Annotated in this window: 15 protein-coding genes and 1 pseudogene; 10 read left to right on the forward strand and 6 right to left on the reverse strand. The window is 69.5% G+C overall.

What is annotated here, in order from left to right; all coding sequences use genetic code 11:
* The first annotated feature begins 3 nt into the window (after window positions 1–3).
* From rnpA to HUA74_RS22130, 7 genes are all read left to right on the forward strand, one after another.
* Entirely contained in the window at window positions 4–426 is a 423-nt protein-coding gene (rnpA, locus tag HUA74_RS22100; protein ID WP_141648953.1) for a ribonuclease P protein component, read from the forward strand.
* The gene (gene yidD, locus HUA74_RS22105) at window positions 423–641 is read left to right on the forward strand and encodes a membrane protein insertion efficiency factor YidD (protein ID WP_141648954.1); all 219 of its coding nucleotides are present in this window, start codon (window positions 423–425) and stop codon (window positions 639–641) included. Before rnpA ends, yidD begins: the two co-directional genes overlap by 4 nt.
* A 48-nt stretch (window positions 642–689) precedes the next feature.
* Window positions 690–2510 (forward strand): membrane protein insertase YidC, encoded by a 1821-nt coding sequence (gene yidC / locus HUA74_RS22110; protein ID WP_174456106.1) that lies wholly within the window; start codon window positions 690–692, stop codon window positions 2508–2510.
* Entirely contained in the window at window positions 2507–3337 is an 831-nt protein-coding gene (locus HUA74_RS22115; protein WP_371817285.1) for a hypothetical protein, read from the forward strand. The genes yidC and HUA74_RS22115 overlap by 4 nt, the downstream gene beginning before the upstream one ends.
* Before the next feature lie 11 nt (window positions 3338–3348).
* The gene (locus tag HUA74_RS22120; protein ID WP_141648817.1) at window positions 3349–3576 is read left to right on the forward strand and encodes a hypothetical protein; all 228 of its coding nucleotides are present in this window, start codon (window positions 3349–3351) and stop codon (window positions 3574–3576) included.
* A 39-nt stretch (window positions 3577–3615) separates the two neighbouring features.
* Complete coding sequence (locus tag HUA74_RS22125) at window positions 3616–5172, forward strand: tRNA modification GTPase (protein ID WP_174456107.1); 1557 nt, start codon at window positions 3616–3618, stop codon at window positions 5170–5172.
* A 77-nt stretch (window positions 5173–5249) separates the two neighbouring features.
* A complete protein-coding gene (locus tag HUA74_RS22130; RefSeq protein ID WP_174456108.1) occupies window positions 5250–5861 on the forward strand; it encodes a Uma2 family endonuclease in 612 nt (203 codons plus the stop codon).
* Window positions 5862–5876: 15 nt separating this feature from the next.
* On the opposite strand, the gene HUA74_RS22135 is transcribed toward HUA74_RS22130, so the two are convergent.
* From HUA74_RS22135 to HUA74_RS22150, 4 genes are all read right to left on the reverse strand, one after another.
* On the reverse strand, window positions 5877–6920 hold the full coding sequence (locus tag HUA74_RS22135) for a general secretion pathway protein GspE (RefSeq protein WP_174456109.1): 1044 nt from the start codon (window positions 6918–6920) through the stop codon (window positions 5877–5879).
* A 341-nt stretch (window positions 6921–7261) separates the two neighbouring features.
* The gene (gene sppA, locus HUA74_RS22140; protein ID WP_174456110.1) at window positions 7262–9052 is read right to left on the reverse strand and encodes a signal peptide peptidase SppA; all 1791 of its coding nucleotides are present in this window, start codon (window positions 9050–9052) and stop codon (window positions 7262–7264) included.
* Window positions 9053–9269: 217 nt separating this feature from the next.
* Entirely contained in the window at window positions 9270–9911 is a 642-nt protein-coding gene (locus HUA74_RS22145) for a metallophosphatase domain-containing protein (RefSeq protein ID WP_174456111.1), read from the reverse strand.
* 99 nt (window positions 9912–10010) lie between these two features.
* Window positions 10011–10649, reverse strand: coding sequence for a hypothetical protein (locus tag HUA74_RS22150; RefSeq protein ID WP_174456112.1), 639 nt, complete (start codon window positions 10647–10649; stop codon window positions 10011–10013).
* Window positions 10650–10928: 279 nt separating this feature from the next.
* Between HUA74_RS22150 and HUA74_RS22155 the strand changes: the two genes are divergently transcribed.
* Window positions 10929–13751, forward strand: coding sequence for a pitrilysin family protein (locus tag HUA74_RS22155; protein WP_174456113.1), 2823 nt, complete (start codon window positions 10929–10931; stop codon window positions 13749–13751).
* 139 nt (window positions 13752–13890) lie between these two features.
* On the opposite strand, the pseudogene HUA74_RS22160 reads toward HUA74_RS22155, so the two are convergent.
* Both HUA74_RS22160 and HUA74_RS22165 read right to left on the reverse strand, forming a co-directional pair.
* Window positions 13891–14046: pseudogene (locus HUA74_RS22160) on the reverse strand (ClpX C4-type zinc finger protein); the annotation flags it as partial.
* 436 nt (window positions 14047–14482) lie between these two features.
* A complete protein-coding gene (locus HUA74_RS22165; RefSeq protein WP_174456114.1) occupies window positions 14483–15730 on the reverse strand; it encodes a multidrug effflux MFS transporter in 1248 nt (415 codons plus the stop codon).
* Window positions 15731–16619: 889 nt separating this feature from the next.
* Between HUA74_RS22165 and mnmG the strand changes: the two genes are divergently transcribed.
* Both mnmG and rsmG read left to right on the forward strand, forming a co-directional pair.
* Window positions 16620–18467 (forward strand): tRNA uridine-5-carboxymethylaminomethyl(34) synthesis enzyme MnmG, encoded by a 1848-nt coding sequence (gene mnmG / locus HUA74_RS22170; protein ID WP_174456115.1) that lies wholly within the window; start codon window positions 16620–16622, stop codon window positions 18465–18467.
* A 98-nt stretch (window positions 18468–18565) separates the two neighbouring features.
* On the forward strand, window positions 18566–19219 hold the full coding sequence (rsmG, locus tag HUA74_RS22175; protein ID WP_174456116.1) for a 16S rRNA (guanine(527)-N(7))-methyltransferase RsmG: 654 nt from the start codon (window positions 18566–18568) through the stop codon (window positions 19217–19219).
* The last annotated feature ends 134 nt before the right edge of the window (window positions 19220–19353 follow it).

A 19353-nucleotide genomic window follows, 5' to 3' on the forward strand; every position in this document is an offset into this window, starting at 1 on the left:
CGTGTGAGGGCCGAGGGTGCGACGCCGGGGCAGCAGGGCCCGGCAGACCAGCGCTTCCCCAAGGCCCTTCGCCTGCTCAGCAGGCGTGAGTTCCTCGAGGTGCAGGACGGTGGGCAGAAGCTCCCCTCCGACTGTCTCCTCGCTCTCTACAAGCGCAATGGCCGGACGTACTCCCGTGTTGGCCTCACCGTGTCGAGCAAGGTGGGAAACGCGGTGGTACGGGCGCGCCTGAGGCGGGTGCTGCGGGAGTTGTTCCGCAAGCGCCGCATGCAATGGCCCCCGGGCCTGGACGTTGTGTTGGTGGCGCGCTCGTCCGCGAAGGAAGCCTCCTTCGTGGCTCTGTCCCGCGCCTTCGACGGTGTCACCCGTAAGCTGCAGCGGCTCCCGCCGGCCGCCGAGCCGAAGCCGAAGGAGCCTCCCAGATGAGCCCGCTCGCCTTCGCCATCTCGCTGCCCATCCGGTTCTACCGGAAGTTCCTCGGGCCGCTCTTGCCGAAGGTGTGCCGCTTCCACCCCTCCTGCTCCACCTACGCCATGGAGGCGCTGGAAAAGCACGGAGGCCTCAAGGGCTCCTGGCTCACCCTGTGGCGCTTGATGCGCTGCCAGCCTTTCCACCCCGGTGGCATCGACCCGGTGCCGTGACGGGGCTTCCACCCCTTGCCGCACCCTCCCCCGAGGGGAGGGACCTCTATGAACGATCCGCTTTCGCCCCAGTCGAACGACTCCCAGAAGCGGCTGCTGGTCGCCCTGCTGCTCTCCTTCGCCGTCACCGCCGGATGGATGTTCCTCTTCCCGCCCCCGCCGGCCGCCCCCGGCGCCGACGACGCGGGTGTGACGACCACCGGCACGACGCAGGACGCGGGCACCACGGCCCAGGCCGCCCTCCCGCCGTCCGGTGAGGGCACGCCGCCGCCCACCGGAACTCCCTCGGACGCCACCCCTCCCCCGCCCGCGCGGCAGGTGGAGATGATGCGCAAGGACTCCGTCTACCGCTTCTCCTCGCTGGGGGCGGGCCTGACGGAGGCCCAGTTGCAGGGCGTGAAGCTGCGTGAGCAGCACTCGCTCACGTTGGCCCAGGGCTGGCAGTTGCTGGTGGGCAAGGAGGTGCCTCCCGCGCCGCAGATGAACCTGGCGCAGCCGGTGCCCAACGAGCCGCTGCCCCTGTCCGTCACCATCGAGGGCTCAAGCCCCCTGCCGAAGAACGTGCCCTACACGGTGGAGGAGAAGAAGGGCGGCGGCGCCGAGTCCGTCACCTTCACCGGCCGCCAGGGCCCGTGGGAAGTCGTGAAGGTGCTCCAGTGGCCGCACGAGGGCTTCGAGCTCACGTACACCATCCAGGTGAAGAACACCTCCGGCCAGCCTCAGAACGGCGAGCTTCAAGTTCACTACGGCCGCGCCATCGACCCGAACTTCGAGCACGCGCCGTCCTTCTTCGGCGGCGTGGGCAACCTGAGCCGCTCCGCGTGCTGGGTGGACGAGAAGCTCCACAACATGAACCCGGGCGACGACAAGCCCGAGGACACCAAGGGGCAGATCCACTTCTTCGGCATCAACCAGCAGTACTTCCTGTCCGCGCTCTACCCGCTGGACGGGCCGCGTCCCGGTCACTGCATCCTCACCGCCACGCCCACCGCGCGGCAGGTGACGGCGGCCTTCCCGCTGAGCGTGGGCGCGGGCGAGACGGTGACGCTGCGGCTCGGTGGCTACCTGGGCCCCAAGGACCCGGACCTGATGGCCGTGGTGCCCGGTCCGGAGCTGCGTCAGGCCGCGGGCCTGGGCGAGGCCGTGTTCCACCCGAAGCTCGAGGACACCGTCGACTTCGGCATCTGGGCGGTCATCTGCAAGATTCTCCTGGGCATCATGAAGTTCTTCCACGGCCTCACCGGCAACTGGGGCGTGGCCATCATCCTGCTCACCGTTGTGGTGAAGCTGGTGCTGCTGCCACTCACCTACCGCTCCATGGTCAGCATGGAAGAGGTGAAGAAGCTCCAGCCGCGCATGGAGGAGATTCGCAAGAAGTTCGCGGACAACCGCGAGCAGCAGAACGTGGAAATCATGAAGCTGTACCAGGAGGCGAAGGTCAATCCGCTCGGCGGCTGCCTCCCGCTGCTCATCCAGATGCCGGTCTGGATTGCCCTCTTCACGGCGCTGCGCAACAGCTTCGACCTGTACGGTGAGCCCTTCTTCGGTCCCATCTGGAGGGACCTGACCTACAAGGACCCCACGTACCTGCTGCCCCTGGCGCTGGGCATTTCGATGATCATCACCCAGAAGATGCAGCCGCAGATGATGGATGCGACCCAGGCGAAGATCATGACCTGGTTCGTGCCCGGCATCTTCACGCTGACGCTGCTTCAGTACCCGGCGGGCCTGTCGCTCTACATCTTCACCAACAACATCCTCTCCATCGCGCAGCAGTACGGGCTCCGGAAGTGGCTGGACCGGAAGAACAAGCCCCAGGCAGGGGGCGGAACGCCCGCGGTGGCGACAGCGGGAGGAAAACGCAAGTGAGCGAGCAGCAGGTTCCTCAGCAGGCCCCCGTGGGCGGCGCTCCCGCCTCGGGCGGGACTCCGGCCCCGGACTTCCGGCCGCGCGTGGAGAAGCTCCTCGGGGACATCCTCGGGCTGATGGGCTTCCCCGCGCGCCTGGACATGCAGGACGCGGCGGATGGCAGCCTGTCCGTCTCGCTGCACTTCGAGGCGGGTCCTCCTCCCGGCGTGGAGCAGGGTCGCCGCAGTCAGGTGCTGGATTCGCTCCAGTTCCTGCTCAACAAGATGCTGCACCGTCCCGGCGTCGAGCGGCGCTGGGTGGTGCTGGGCTGTGGCGCGCACCCGGAGCCTCGTCAGCGTCGCGAGCCGCAGCAGCAGGCCCCCGCGCAGGCGCCCGCCCCCGTGGCTGGCGCGGCGGCGGCCCCGGCTCCTGCTCCCGCGGCGGCGCCCCGTGCGCCTGCTCCCGTGGCTCAGTCGCAGGCTCCCGGGAAGCAGGCGCAGCGAGGGGCGGCTCAGGCCGCGGCGCCTCGGAGTGCGGCGGCGCCCGCGCGGGCGGGCGGCGAGTCGGATGAGCGCTCGGTGGCCGTGGAAGAGGATGCGGCGCTGCGAGAGGCGGTCCGCCGGCTCGCGGAGAAGTCCGCCAGCCTGGGGCGCTTCTACGCGCTCGCCGCGATGAAACAGGATGACCGCGCGCGCGTCTTGAAGGCGGTAGAAGGTGTGGCGGGGTTGAAGGTGACGGCCGAGGGCGAGGGTCGCAACCGCCGTGTCGTGTTCACTCCGGAGAAGCCGGCGCCGCTGCCCAAGCGGAGCTTGCTCCCGGATGATGACGAGGACGATTTCGACGAGTGAGAGGGCGGTGCATGGGCAAGGCGAAGGGTCTCAAGGACAAGCTGTACGGCGCGGCGGTGCTGAAGATGAGCTTCCGCCTGCGCGGGGATGAGGAGTCTCCCGCCTTCCGCTTCGTCTACCCGGGAGTGCTCCGGGACCTGGAAATCGAAGACGGAGCGGTCGAGAAGTACATCGAGGAGAATCGCGAGGCCGTCGAGAAGGCCGCCCGTGGTTCCACGCCCCCCATGGGGCCCCGGTAGTCTCTCCCGCGCGGAGGGGAGCATCGCTCCCCAGCCGAGATGACTTCAGCCACTTCCACCATCGTCGCGCTGGCCACGGCACCCACCGCTGGGGCCGTGGGCATCCTCCGGCTGTCGGGCCCCGCCGCGCTGGAGGTGGGTCGCCGCCTGGCGCCGAGCATTCCCGTGGAGCCCACGCCTCGCCACGCGTACCTCGCGGGCTTCGTGGACGCTCAGGGCCGCGCGCTGGACGAGGGCCTCTTCCTCTACTTCCGCGCGCCCTCCTCCTTCACGGGCGAGGACGTGGTGGAGCTCCAGGCGCACGGCAGTCCGCGATTGCTTCAGTTGTTGCTGGCGCGTGCGCTGGAGGACGGGCTCGCGCGTCCCGCGGCGCCCGGTGAGTTCACCCGGCGCGCCTTCCTGAATGGCCGCATCGACCTGACGCGCGCGGAGGCGGTGGCGGACCTGGTGGCGGCCGACTCGGAGTCTGCGGTGCGTGCCGCCGCGGCGGGGCTCTCGGGTGCGCTCACGGAGCGGGTGCGTGCGCTGGAGGAGCCGCTGCGCTCGCTGCATGCGGACCTGGAGGGAGTGCTCAACTTCCCCGACGAGGCGGAGGGCGCGGACGAGGATTCGGAGGCGCGAGTCCAGGTGCTGCGGGCTCGGGCGGAGGTGCTGCTCTCCGAGGCGGGACAGGGTCGACTGGTGCGCCGGGGCGCGCGCGTGGCGTTGTTTGGCCCGGTCAACGCGGGCAAGTCCACGCTGTTCAACCGACTGGTGGGCGAGGCGCGCGCGCTGGTGGACGACGAGCCTGGGACGACGCGCGATGCACTGGAGGCCCGTGTCGAGTGGAACGGCCTGGGCGTCACGCTGTTCGACACGGCGGGCCTGCGCGAGACGCCGGGCCGCGTGGAGGCGCTGGGTATCGCCCGGACGCGCGAGCTGCTGGCGGGCGTGGACCTGACGGTGCTCGTGCTGCCTCCAGGGACTTCCGAGTCTGACGCGGAGCGCTGGCGGGCCGAGGCGGGCGCGACGGACGTGCTGGTCATCGACGGCAAGTGCGACGTGGGGCCGGAGACCCTCGGTGCGCCGCTCCCCCGTGTCAGCGAAGCCGAGGCAGCATCCGATGCTGAGACGACGGCGGGAGGGACACTCCCGCCGCGTCGCCGCATCAGCGGGCTGACCGGTGAAGGCGATGGAGGGCTCGGCGTCGAAGCACCCTCGTTGGATTCCCCACCGCGCCCGCGTGTCAGCGGGCTGACCGGCGAGGGCGATAGCAGGCTCGGCGTCGAAGCACCCTCGTCGGCTTCCCCACCCCGCCCGCGTGTCAGCGGGCTCACGGGCGAAGGCGTGGACGCCCTGCGCGAATCCCTCCTCTCCCGGCTGTGGGGTGGCGGTACGCCCTCCGCGGTAGCCCTCGTGTCCGAGCGCCACGCCGATGCCCTGCGTCGCGCCGCCGAGGCACTTTCTCGCGCGGAGTCCGCGTCGCGCCTGTCCACCCTGGAAGTCGTCTCCGGTGAGCTGGCCCTCGCCCTGGAGGCGCTCGGCGAACTGTCCGGAACCTCCGCTTCCGAGGCACTCATCGACGCAATCTTCCAGCGATTCTGCATCGGAAAGTGACGCGTTCCGAGCAGTCGGGGACGTGTCAGACCCCCTCCTAGAATGCCGCCCTCAACCGCCGCACCTTCGGAGGCGCTGTGACGGAAGGCATCATCCACCTGGCGAACCACTCGATGCTCTCGGCCCTGCCCTCGGGCTGGGTGGGAGAAGTCCTCGACGAGGAGTTCGTCGCTTCACCCAGGCTGACTCCCGCGCAGACTCGCGCCGCTTTCATGCTGGGGGTGGAACTGGGCGAACAGCTCGACCGACGCCGGGGTGGCAGTGGCCGCTGGTGCTTCCTGCGCGCCCCCGAGCTTCGGCTCGGTCACGACGTGCTCGTCCCGGACGTGGCCGGCTGGCGTCGAGACCGCGTCGCCTCCCCCATCGACCCGGACGTGCCCTTCCTCACGCTGGCCCCGGATTGGGTGTGCGAAGTGCTTGCGCCCTCCACCGCCGCGCTGGACCGCACGCGCAAGCTGCCCGTCTACGCGCGCCAGGGCGTCTCCCATGTCTGGCTGGTGGACCCCCTCGCGCGCACGCTGGAGACGTACCAGCGCGTCAAGCGAGGCTGGCTCCTCACCGGCTGCTACGAGTCCGACGCGCTGGTGCGCGCCGAGCCCTTCACCTCCGCACCGGTGGAACTCGAGACGCTGTGGCTCCCCGAGTCCTCGCTGTGCGGGGAGACCTCACTGCTCTCCGCCGTGCCCTGACTCCCGTCGCGCCCTTCAGCTGGCGCGGCGGAGAAACGTGGCATCACCCGCGGGATGCACCATCCTGCGCACCGCACGCAGCAAGAGGTCCGGATCCACCGGGGCGGCCAGGAAGCCTCGGGCCCCCACCGCCTGCGCGCGAGGCAGGTCCACCTCGGGCGTCTTGCCCGCAACCACCACCTGCGCGGGCACCTTGCACCCCAGGGCCTCCAGCGACGGCAGCGGCGTCACCACCACCTGCATCTCGCTCGAAGCCAGCAGCTCCTCGGTGCTCGCCACGCGGGAGGTGAGTCCCGCGCCCGCCAGCACCTTCACCAGCCCCGCAGCCGCGTCCACGCCCCAGCCGTACACCAGCACCTGGGCCATGGGCTCCGGACGGGCCGCCGTCAGCGTGGGCAGCTTCGAGCGCAAGGGCGCCCTCGGCGCGGGCACCTTCACCGCGGGCTGGGGCCGCGCCGCCTCTTCCTCCAGCGAGGACAGGAGCGGCAGCGCCTCCTCGGGCGGCGCCTCCATGTTCGTCAGCTCCACCATGCTGGCGCCGAGCACCATGGTCATCTGCTCGTCCGCCTCGGGCAGGGAGAACCCCTCCATGCCGGGCCGCCGGGCGACGACGTCCGTCTCGCCCCGGTACATCCGGCCAATGGCTCGGCGGATGGACGCATCCGTGGCCAGCTTCGCCACCACCCGCGTCCGCCCCGTCACGCTCTTCACCGCGTCCAGCGACGCGAGGCTCGCCGGAGCGGCCATGGCCACCACCAGTGTGTCCTTGGGCGCGTGTCCTTCCAGCCGCAGGGGCACCACCCGGTGCGCCTCCGCCACCCGCTCCGGAATCAGCCGCGCCAGGCCGGGCTCGGGCGCCTGCGCCGACAGGTCCACCGTCTGCATTCCCACCTGCTCCCCCAGTGCCTCCAGCACCTGATCCGCCGAGCAGAAGCGTTGATCCACGACCACCTGCCCCAACGGCACCCCCCACTTGCGCTGATACGCCAGCGCGGAGTGGAGCTGCAGCGCATCAATCACGCCGCGCGCCAGCAAGATGTCCCCCAGTCGCTTCTTCATACCCGGCTCCTCCGGCCCCCCACGGCGGCCACTACCCCTGGGAACGCACTCGTCCCGGAAAATTGAAACAGTTCTACGCTCGCACCGGCCGTTTCGGCTTCCTCGCCGACGACAGACGGTTCCGCGTCCACGACATCTGCAAGGCAGGGGCCCAGGGGCGCCCACCCACCGTGCCGCGTCGTCACGTCTCCTCTGGGAGACGGAGCGCGTCCAGGGTTGTGACGGCGCGAAAAGGGCTTCGAGGCGTGCAGCGAGCCCCGAAGCCCTTGGATCCACGGCGTTCCGACATCACGCCCCTGCGTCCGGAAGGCACGCGGGGCCGCGTAAAACGGAAAGGCCCGCTACCAGCGCGTCTGGGGCATGGGCGCGTACAGCGAGCCGCGCTCGGGTGCGAAGACACCCAGCCGCACCCCCAGGCCATGCACCACACGCGTGGCCTCCACCAGCGGCGCCCAGGGCGTGACGACCGCCGTCGTGGCGGAAGTGTCCTCGCTGTTGTCCCCGGTCTCGCCCAGCACGGAGGAGAGCACCTCGGCGGGGCTCTTCTTGCGCGGATACTCCTCGATGCGCACCCGGGCATCCGCGGGGAGCTTCGCCGCTTCCTTCGCCAACTCGAGCGCCTTGGCATAGCCGCCCAGCGCGTCCACCAGTCCGTTCTCCAGCGCGTCCTCACCCGTCCAGACGCGGCCCTTGGCCAGGCCCTGCAGCTTCTCCAGCGGCATCTTCCGGCTGCTCGCGGCGCGCGTGGTGAAGTCCGTGTAGATGCGGTCCAGCTCCGCGTCCACCCGCGCCTGCTGCTCCGGCGTGTAGTCCGCGTCCGAGCTGGCGAGCGTGGCGTTGCGCCCCAGCGCCACGGTGTCGAAGTTGACGCCCAGCTTCTCCCAGAAGCCGTTGGTGACGAACTTGCCGGTGTACACGCCGATGCTGCCCGTCAGCGTGCCGGGCTGGGCGACAATCTTGTCCGCCTCCATGGCGAAGTAGTACCCGCCGCTGGCGGCGTACGAACCCATGGTGGCGATGACGGGCTTGCCCGCCTCGCGAGCGCGCTGCACCTCGCGGCGCACCGTGTCGCTGGCCACGTAGCTGCCGCCGGGGCTGTCCACGCGGAAGATGATGGCCTTCACGCGCGAGTCGTCGGAGGCCTTGCGCAGCGCCGCCGCCACGGTGTCACCGCCCATGGCCCCCTCGCCGAACGGGCTGCCTCCGCTCTTGCCGCGCGCCACCTCGCCCACCCCGTACACGAGGGCAATGGTCTCCCCCGTGGTGTGCGGCCGGCCCGCGCGCTCCAGGTACTTCTTCACGTACAGGAGCTCCGCGCCGTCGCCCGCCGCCTTCTTCTGCTCGGCGTAGACCTCGTCGCGGTAGCGCAGGCCGTTCAGCAGCTTGCCGTCCACCGCCTCCGGCGCGAGCAGCGGCGCCCGGTCGATGAGCGCGCGCACCGCGTCCTCCGTCAGCCCGCGCCCCTCGGCGATGCCTCGCACCATCTGCCCGAAGAGGCTGCCCGCGAAGCGCTCGGTGGCCTCCAGGTGCGGCCCGGTGTAGCCCTGCTCGGTGTAGCTGTTGACCGCGTTCTTGAACTCGTAGCGCTTGTCGAACTGGGGCTTCACGCCCAGCTTCGCCAGCGCATCCCGAGCGAACGGCGTCTCGAACGCGAGGCCGATGATGTTCACCGCGCCGGACGGCTGCATGTAGATTTCATCGAAGGCCGAGGCGAAGTAGTACGCGCTGGTGCCGTTGGCCTCCTCGCCGAAGGAGTCGGTGAAGGCGATGGCCTGCTTGCCCTTGGCCCGGAACGCCTTCACCGCGTCGCGCAGCTCCTGCGTCGTCGCGGGAGTGCCGGGGCTGGTGCCCACGCGCACCACCAGCGACTTCACCCGCGAGTCCTCTCCGGCCTTCTCCAGCGCATCCACCACGTCGCGCACCGTGAGCGGGTCCTCACCGAAGGCCCCGGCCAGCGAGTCGCCCGACACGTGCTCCGGCAGCGGCTGCGACAGGTCCATTTCCAGCACGAGGTTGGACGGCACGCTCGGGCGGCTCGTGGAGGCCATCACGATGAGGGCGATGAGGCCCAGCATGAAGAGGACGGACATCGCGCCAATGAAGGCGAGCGCGCCGATGAGAAATCGTTTCATCCGAAGAAGCTCCTGGTACCTGGGAGACGGGCCACGAATCCGGCACGCGGTCCTTACTACTTAACGGGCCAGGGTGCCGATGCTTGCACGTCTCCCCACGCCTCCCCGCCGCCCGAGCGACATTCCGGAGGATGAAGACTGGACGCACGGGTCTTCCTGGCCCCTCGCCGGGGGACGGGGCGCTCGTTCCCCCCTGGCGCGGGTGGAGCCACCCGGCTCAGCGCGCGTCCAGCTCCACCACCACGGGAGGCCGCATCCCGAACGGGTGGAGGTGACAGTTGGCCACGTTGAGGAAGCGGGTGGGCACGTCGGGAAGCGCGTGCTCGCCCGGTGACTCGTGGATGTGGCCGAAGACGTGGAGGCGCGGGAGGACCTGCCGCACGCGCGCGAGCAAATCCGCGCAGCCCACGTGCGCCCCGAGGAACGTGCGGTCCCCGAGGCCCTTGGGGGGACCGTGGGTGATGAGCACATCCAGGCCCTCGGGGATGCGGTTCCAGTGGGTGAGGATGTCGGCGCCCCGCTCGCGGTTGAAGGCCATGCCGCCGAAACGTGGCGTCACCGGGGAGCCCCAGAGGCGCAGTCCTCCAACGAGCACCTCCTCGTCTTCGAGGTAGTGCACGCCCGCTTCTCGCGCCAGGGTCCGGGTCAGCTCGGGCTGCGTCTCGCAGATGAAGTCGTGATTGCCCGCGACGAACACCTTCTCGCGGGCCGGGCGGCTGGCGAACCAGGCGAGGAAGGACTCCAGCTCCGGCTGCTTTCCCCGGCGAGAGAAGTCACCCGCGTGGATGAGCACGTCACACGCGGGGACCTCCAGCTCCTCGTGCCGTCGATGGGTGTCGGAGATGAGCACCAGCCTCATACGAATCCCTTCGCTTCGGGCGTGGAAGTCCGAGGCTGGAGGGGACGCTACACCGGCACGAGGGCCTTCCTCGCGGCACTTCGCTCGGGAGTCAGTGACTCAGTTCTTGAGCAGCTTGTTCAAGATGCTCTCGTGGGCTTGCAGCCGCCGCTCGGTGTCTTCCCGGTCGACGGTGAGCCGGGCGACCTTCCCGTTGACGTGGAACAGTCCCCGACGCAGCTCCGAGGTCGAGGCACCCACGTGGTCGCTCAACTTCGCGAGGGACTCGACGGCTTGCTCGAAGCCCGCTCGGACCACCTGGAGGTCACGGGAGAACACGTCGACCTTCTCCTCGACGACCAGGAGCCGATGGTCCGAGGCCTTCGACTTGTCTTCCAGCGTGTGGACCCTGTTGTCCAAGGTATGCACCTTGCTGTCCAGGGCATCCACCTTGCTGTCCAGGGCATCCACCTTGCTGTCCAGGACCTCCACCTTCTGCTTGAGCGCACTCACCTCATGTTTCAACTCACGGACGTCCTGCCTGACCTCCGTGACGTCCTGCCTGAACTCCGTGACCTCTCGTCGCAGCTCCCCGACTGCAACCGTGGCCTCTTGGGACGCCCTCCGTCCGTCCCGGATGGCCTCCTTGAGCTCCATGTGGCTCCGGTCGAGCGCATCCAGACGCACTCGAGTGCGCTCCATGACCTTCGAGAGGTCCTTGAGCGCCGCGTCCACTCCCCCACCGTCGTATCTCGCCATCCCGCCTGCCTCCCTCCGAGCGGCCCCATGCCGCTTCCAAGGTTGAAGACACCCTACCAAACCAATCTGACACGGTGGCAATCAGACAAACAACCCATGAGGTTGTCATGGGAAATCCAGACGAACCCGTGTGTCGAGGGGCCGAGGGGCGGGTCCGCGCGCTCCCTCCCCTGTCTCACGGTGGACGCCCGTCAGGAGGAAGTGCTGGCTTCCGGGATGGCGGATGACCCGTACCGGGTTAGAAGCGCCGTGCACTTTATGAAGACCCGCGAGGACCGCATGAGGCGTCGTACCCCGCTTTCCCTGTTGGCCCCCCTGATGCTGGTGGCCACCACTCCTGTATGGGCCCAGGCCCCTGCCCCCTCCCCTACCCCCGCCGCGAAGGCCGCTCCCGCGAAGGCCAAGGGCTCCGCGCTCACTCCGGTGACGAGCGTGGAGGGCATCACCGAGTACCGCCTCGCCAATGGCATGCGCGTGCTCCTCTTCCCCGACCCGACCAAGCCCAACGTCACCGTGAACGTGACGTACTTCGTGGGCAGCAAGCACGAGGGCTATGGCGAGACGGGCATGGCCCACCTGCTCGAGCACCTGATGTTCAAGGGCACGCCCACCACCAAGAACGTGCCCCAGGCGCTCACCGAGCGGGGCGCTCGCCCCAACGGCACGACGTGGCTGGACCGCACCAACTACTTCGAGACGCTGCCCGCCTCGGACGAGAACCTGCGCTGGGCGCTGTCCTTCGAAGCCGACCGCATGGTCAACAGCTTCATCGCCAAGAAGGACCTCGACAGCGAGATGACCGTCGTCCGCAACGAGTTCGAGTCCGGCGAGAACGACCCGGGCAGCATCCTCCAGGAGCGCGTCCTCAGCGCCGCGTACATCTGGCACAGCTACGGCAAGTCGACCATCGGCGCGCGCTCCGATTTGGAGAACGTGCCCATCGACCGGCTCCAGGCCTTCTACCGGAAGTACTACCGCCCGGATAACGCGATGCTGGTGGTGGCCGGCCGCTTCGACGAGGCGAAGACGCTGGGTTTCATCCAGTCCTCCTTCGGCAAGCTGAAGAAGCCCGCCGCGCCCCTGCCCGTCACGTACACCGCCGAGCCCACCCAGGACGGTGAGCGCGAGGTGACGCTGCGCCGCGTGGGCGACAACACCCTGCTCGCCAGCGTGTATCACGTGCCCGAGGGCGCCCACCCCGACTTCGCCGCCATCGACGTGCTGACGCTCGCGCTGGGCGACCACCCGTCGGGCCGTCTCTACAAGAGCATGGTGGAGACGAAGAAGGCGTCGAACGTGTCCGCGTACAACTACCAGTTCCGCGACCCGGGCATCATCGGGTTCAGCGCGGACATGCGCGAGGACCAGCCCCTGGCCGCCGCGCGCGAGGCGCTGCTGAAGACGGTGGAGGACTCGGCGCGCACGCCCTTCACCGAGGAGGAGGTCTCCCGCGCGAAGACGACGCTCTTGAAGATGATGGAGCTGACGCTGAACAACTCCGAGCGCGCCGCCATCGGCCTGTCCGAGTGGGCCGCCACCGGCGACTGGCGCTTGATGTTCCTGCACCGCGACCGCATCGAGGCGGTGAAGCCCGTGGACGTCACGCGCGTGGCGGCCACCTACCTCAAGGCCTCCAACCGCACGCTGGGCGCGTTCATCCCCACGGCGAAGCCGGAGCGCTCGGAGCTGCCGCCGCCGGTGGAGATGGCGAAGATGATGGACGGCTACAAGGGCCGCGCCGCGGTGGCGCAGGGCGAGGCGTTCGACCCCTCCCCCGCCAACATCGAGGCGCGCGTGCAGCGCGGCGAGCTGCCGGGCGGCATGAAGTACGCGGTGCTGTCCAAGAAGACGCGCGGTGAGATGGTGAACGCGTCCCTGTCCTTCCACTGGGGCACGGAGGCGGCGCTGCGCGGGAAGGCCGACGCGGCGTCGTACGCGGGCCGCATGCTGATGCGCGGCACCAAGAAGCACACGCGGCAGCAAATCCAGGACGAGTTCGACAAGCTGAAGGCGCGCGTTGGCGTGGACGGGGGCCTTGCCGGAGCGTCGGTGTCCATCGAGTGCCCGCGCGCGAGCCTGCCCAAGGTGCTGGCGCTGGTGGCCGAGATTCTTCGCGAGCCCTCCTTCGACGAGAAGGAGTTCACCCTGCTCAAGCAGTCGCGGCTGGCGGACCTGGAGTCGCAGCGCAGCGAGCCGGAGACGCAGGGCAGCATCGCCTTCTGGCGGACGCTGTCGAGCCACTACACGAAGGGCCACCCCTACTACGTGCCCACGCTCGACGAGCGCATCGCCGGCGCGAAGGACACCACGCTGGAGCAGGCCCGCGCCTTCCACAAGGCGTTCTACGGCGGCGCCAACGCGGAGCTGGCCGTGGTGGGTGACTTCGACCCGAAGGAACTCGTGGCCGAGACTGGCAAGCTGTTCGGCGACTGGAAGAGCCCGGCGCCCTACGCGCGCGTGCCGGAGGTCTTCAACGACGTGGGCCCCAAGGCCGTGGCCCTGGAGACGCCGGACAAGGCGAACGCGTACTTCTACGCGGGGCAGACGCTCAAGCTGCGCGAGGACGACAAGGACTGGCCGGCGCTGATGCTCGGCAACTTCGTGCTCGGCGGCGGCTTCCTCAACTCGCGGCTGGCCACGCGCATCCGCCAGAAGGATGGCCTGTCCTACGGCGTCGCGAGCAACATCGACCCGGGCGATTTGGACGCGGTGGGCACGTTCATCACCTACGCCATCTACGCGCCGGAGAACGCGAGCCGGCTCGAAACGGCGATGCGCGAGGAAGTGACGAACGTCTTGCAGAAGGACTACTCAGCGGAGGAGCTGGAGAAGGCTCGCGCGGGTCTGCTGGAGTACCGGCAGGCGGCTCGTGCGCAGGACGGCAACCTGGCGCGCAAGCTCGCCGGCTACCTGTACCTGGGCCGCACCCTCACCTTCGACGCGGGCGTGGAACAGCAGCTCTCCAATCTCAAGCCGACGGACGTGCGTCAGGCCATGTCGCGACACCTGGACTGGACGAAGGTCACCCAGGTGAAGGCGGGTGACTTCGCCACCGCGGAGAAGAAGGCGAAGGCCCCCGTACCGGCTCAGGCCGCGCCGTGACGCGGTGACTGCTCACCCTTCACGGGGTTGAGCGCTCAGCCCCGAGGTGCCCGCGTGGCGCCTCGGGGCTTTTTCATGCCCGCGCGGGGGCGTGAGAGATGTGGGAGCGGACCTCGCCGATGCCCTAGGTCGAGGAACGTTCCTCATTGATGACGTCGTTGCACAGGCCGACGCATTCGTCGCAGATGAAGACGTTCGGGCCCGCGATGAGCTTTCTCACCTCGCGCTGGTACTTCTCGCAGAATGAGCATTGGACGTTGATGCCGGGGTCGAATTTCCGCGTGGCGTCGGCGATCTTGTCGAACCACAGAGAACTCCAATACGCCAGTGCTCTCTCCGCGTCCTCGGAGCGGACCAGGTCGGCCCGCCATTCGAGGACCATGGTTTTTTCAAGGCGGGCCCAGCTCCCATCCGGCGCCACATTCAGGGCCCAGCTTTCAGGCTTGCGTTCACCGTCCTTGTAGACACCCAGATGCACCACCAGGCCGTCTGGACCGAACTCCGCGTAGAGCCCCTCCTTCCGGTCGAATGAGACGCCCTCTGGCATCCACGAGCGGTCGAACCGTTCCTTCTTGTCCATGCGGTGGCACCTCTTCCCGCGAGGCGGATGGAGGAGAAGACCCACGTCGGTGCGGGAACCCGATGGTCCACACGAGAAGATAGCCTTTTCATGAGAGGCTTTCGCTCAGGGTGCACCCGCGGACGACAGGCTCGAAGTCACATTTCACACATCACGTTTCGCCAACACGTGACGCCCCGGTCATCGTGGGCTCCGTGCTCGCGGCTCGCGAGCGCGCCCTGTGGCCCAGGAAGCCAGACAGCCACGCCAGCACGGCCGCCGCCAACACCACGCCGCCCATCGGCTTCGCGGTGTTGTCATTGAGCACGCTCACCGCCCAGGACGCGGAGGCCGCGGCGGTGAACTGGAGCGCGCCCAGCACCGCGGACGCGAGCCCCGCGTGCGCGGCGTGTCGCTCCAGCGCGATGGCCGCGGAGTTGGGTCCCACCAATCCCAGCGTCGGCACGAACAGGAACAGCGCGGCGGCAATCCCCCAGAAGCCCCCTACCCCACTCCACGTGACCGCCATCACCCCCGCCGCCGTCACCACATACAGCGTCAATGCCAGACGCAGCAGCCGGTGCAACGGGATGTGGCGCAGCAGCTTGCGATTGAGCTGCGCCAGCGCCACCAGCCCCACCGCGTTCGCACCGAAGAACCAGCCGAAGTCCTGCTCCTTCACGCCATGCAGCGTGATGAACACGAACGGCGCGCCCGCGATGTATGCGAACATTCCCGCGTACGCGAAGCCACCCGCGAGCGCCGGGCCGACGAAGTCCGCGTCCCGCAGCAGCTCCCCCAAGCGCGCGCGCATGCTCTTCGTCTTCGAGTGCTCGGGCGCGGTCTCCGGCAACACCCTCCACGTGGCGACCAGCGCCACCGCGCCGATGCCCGCGAGCAACACGAAGATGACCCGCCAGCTCGTGTGCTGGAGCACGAAGCCTCCCAGCAACGGCGCGAGCACGGGCGCCACGCCCACCACGAGCATCAAGCGCGACATCGTCCTCGCCGCGTCCGCGCCGGACCACAAGTCCCGCACCACCGCGCGCGGCGCCACCAACGCCACCGCGCCGCCCAGCGCCTGGAAGAAGCGCATCGCCACCAGCGCCGTCGCCGTGGGCGCGAGCGCACAGCCGAGCGAGCCCAGCACATACACCGCCAGCCCCGCGTACAACGGCCGCGTCCGTCCGAACCGGTCGATGAGCGGACCGGTGAAGAGCTGTCCCAACGCCAGCCCCGCGAAGCACGACGCGAGCGTGAGCTGGATGACGGACTGGGTCGACTGCAGGTCCGTCGCGATGCGTGGCAGCGCGGGCAGGTACATGTCGATGGACAGCGGCGCGAACGCGGTGAGCGCTCCCAGCAGCAGCTCCAGCGACAGGGTGCCCGATGGGGGCGACTTCTTCGTGAGGGTGTTCATGCCATCCCAGGCGTGAGGCGCGCACCGCCGCGCGCGCGAGTTCGTTCAGGGCTCTGGATGCCGAGCAGGCGACCTCTCGGCGGGCCGCTCGCGAGCAACGCGGTGGCGACTCCCTGGGAGGTTCTCCGGAGCTTCATCATCGTCGACGCTGGATTAGCGGCGCGGACCCTGGCTGACCAGCGACACGAGGTTCCACGCAGTGTTCCACGCACGGAACAATCCCCACGCCTGTCCCCGGCGGGCGTCACAAGTCCTGCCTCCGCCCGTCTTCAGGATGAAGCAGCCGCATGCGGGGGAGGGGAGTGGCCGGGTCCCACCTCCACGCCAACTCACCCTCGGAGGGGCCGGCCTGGCGAAGGCCGGCATGTCAGACCCTCCGGTTATTCCTTTCCCCGTCGCGCACACGGGGGTGCAGGACCCTTCGGAGTCTCGAGCTCGAGTTTACCGTCGCGCCCTCACCGCCACGGTCCCAGGTCCGCCCTCCGTGTGTGCGACACCATGAAGACGAAGCACGCGAGGAGGCAGGGGCCATCTCGCGCGCGCAGGGGGATGGGGCGCCGCGCTCGGGAATCGCGGGCCCCATGAGGTACCGGCGACGCCTTCGGGCTCGCCCGACATTCTTGAATCGCCATCCACGCCGGAGGGGAAGCCCGTTGCACGGGACTTGTCCTTCCGGAGGATGGCCGGTGCGCGCGAGGCAGGCAGCTCCTCAACCCCTCCCACTGCCCGCCTCGCGCGCTCCCGTAAACCTTCCCTTTGCTTGCCAAGGGGGCGCACCGGAGACATAGGGGACATCACAGGTCGCGGCGCGCGGAGCGAGGGTGCTCGGTGCCATGACGGAGCGGGCGCCACGTCAGGTCCCGAAACCCTCCGGCGACCCTCGTGAGCAATGGGACTCCGGTACGACGTCATCGTGGTGGGCCTGGGCCATGCGGGCTGTGAGGCGGCGCTGGCCTGCGCGCGCCTGGGCCTGGCCACGCTGGGAATCACGCTCAAGCGCGAGCGCTCCGCGGTGATGAGCTGCAACCCCGCCGTGGGTGGCACCGCCAAGGGACACCTGGTGCGGGAGCTGGACGCGCTCGGGGGACAGATGGGGCGCGTGGCGGACCTCGCCGGCACGCACTTCAAGACGCTCAACGCCTCCAAGGGCCCCGCCGTCCAGGCGACTCGCGTGTTGTGCGACCGCGAGCAGTACTCCGCCCTGATGCAGTCGGTCCTCTTCAACGAGCCGAACCTCACCGTGCGCGAGGGCGAGGTCTCCACGCTGGTGGTCGAGGAGGGGAGGGTGACGGGCGTGCTGCTCGGCGACGGCACGCAGGTGTCCGCGTCGGCGGTGCTGCTCACGACGGGCACCTTCCTCCAGGCGCTGATGCACGTGGGCGAGAAGAAGGAAGTCGGCGGACGGCTGGGCGACGACGCGGCGCGAGGCCTGTCCGATTCGCTTCGCGCGCTCGGCTTCACGCTGGGCCGCTTCAAGACGGGTACTCCGGCGCGGCTCGCGCGCGCGAGCATCGACTGGGACGCGGTGCAGCCGCAGCACGGCGACTTCCCGCCGCGTCCGCTCTCCTGGCGCACGCGCGCGGAGTCGGCTTCGGGAGTGCCGTTTCCGCGTCAGCCCTCGGTGACGTGCGGCATCACGGCCACCACGCTCCAGACGCACCGCGTGCTGCGCGACAACCTGCACCGCTCGCCGCTGTACCAGGGGGAGATTGTCGGCCGGGGGCCGCGCTACTGCCCGTCGCTGGAGGACAAGGTCGTGCGCTTCGCGGAGCGCGAGCGGCACCAGGTGTTCCTGGAGCCCGAGGGCCCCGACTCGCCGCTGGTGTATCCGGCGGGCCTGTCCACCAGCCTGCCCGCGGACGTGCAGCTCGACTTCCTGCGCACCATCCCCGGACTGGAGCGGGTGGAGGTCATCCGCTACGGCTACGCGGTGGAGTACGACTACGCGCCGCCCACGCAGCTCAAGCCCACGCTGGAGACGAAGGCCGTCGCGGGCCTGTTCTTCGCGGGCCAGCTCAACGGCACCTCGGGCTACGAGGAGGCCGCCTTCCAGGGCCTGTGGGCCGGGCTCAACGCGGGCCTCATGGTGAAGGGCGAGCCGCCGCTGCTGCTCGGCCGCGACGAAGCCCATGGCGCGGTGCTGGTGGATGACCTGGTGACCAAGGGCGTGGACGAGCCGTTCCGCATGTTCACCAGTCGCTCCGAGCACCGGCTCCGGCTGCGCGAGGGCAACGCGGACCTGCGGCTGGCGCGTCACGGGCACCGGGTGGGGCTGTTGCCGCGCGAGGCGTTGGAGCGGGCGGAGGCGCGGCAGCGCGCGGTGACGGACGAAGTGACGCGGCTCAAGCGCACGGGTCTGGCGGCGCGGCTGAAGCGGCCCGAAGTCACGTACGGGCAGCTGGGGGAGGGGAGGGTGGACTGGCCCGTGGTGGCGGAGGATGTGGCCGAGGAGGTGGAGGTGGAGGTGAAGTACGAGGGCTACATCGCCCAGGCGGCGCGAGCGGCGGCGCGCGAGTCGGAGGCGACGGACCGGTGGCGGATTCCGGAAGGCTTTCGCTTCACGGAGGTGCGGGGGCTGAGCAAGGAGGCGGCGGAGAAGCTCGGCGCGCACCGGCCTTCGACGGTGGGACAGGCGCGGAGGATTCCAGGCCTGACGCCCACGGCGGTGTCGCTGCTCCTGGTCGCGCTCAAGCGCGTCTCGGGCCCCTCGGGCGGCGGCGAAACACCCCTGGAGTGATCAGAACAGGGGGTGTGGACAACGTGTGGACAACTTTGGGGATAGAAATCCCCTGAATGATTCCGGAGGGTTATGCCCCTCCGCGCTGTGGAGGTGCTGTGGATAACACGAGGTTCGTAGATCTGCTGGCATCCGGCTGCCAGGCGCTGGGCGTGTCGGTGGGGGAGGACGTGGGCCCCCGGTTGCAGCGGCTGATGGCGGAGCTGCTGAAGTGGAACGCGAAGGTGAATCTCACGGCGATTACGGCGCCGGAGGAGGTGCTGGAGAAGCACTTCCTGGACTCGCTCGCGGTGCTGCCGGAGGTGACGGGCGCGGCGTCGTTGTTGGATTTGGGCGCGGGTGCGGGCTTCCCGGGACTGCCGTTGAAGATTGCGTTGCCAGCGCTCGGCGTGACGCTGGTGGACACGGTGGGCAAGAAGGTCGCGTTCATCAAGGCCGCGTCGGCGAGCCTCGGGTTGCAGGGCGTGCGCGGGTTGCACGCGCGCGCCGAGGGACAGCCGGAGACGGAAGGGATTCCGCGCGCGGAGTTGTTGATTGCGCGCGCGTTCATGGACCTGCCGGACTGGCTGGCGTTGGCGCCGGCGTATGTGGAGCCGGGCGGGCGCGTGGTGGCGATGCTCGGCAAGTCGCAGACGGACGCGGAGCTGGCGTCGCGCGCCGCGGAGCGACACCTGCGAGTGGTCTCCGCGAGGGCGTACCGGCTGCCGTTCTCCGGCGCGGAGCGTCAGGTCGCGGTGTTCGCGAAGGAGTAGGGCAGGGGAGGGCGGGCCCGCGCGTGCACGGTGGAGGTGCGCGCGTGGCGCCATGCGGACAACTGCTATCCATTGTCAGTTGTGGACGTGGCGTGGGAGTGAGGGGGCAGGCATGCGAGGAGGGGCCGCGTTAG

The sequence above is a fragment of the Myxococcus sp. CA051A genome (assembly GCF_013336705.1).
GTDB classification, from domain to species: domain Bacteria; phylum Myxococcota; class Myxococcia; order Myxococcales; family Myxococcaceae; genus Myxococcus; species Myxococcus llanfairpwllgwyngyllgogerychwyrndrobwllllantysiliogogogochensis.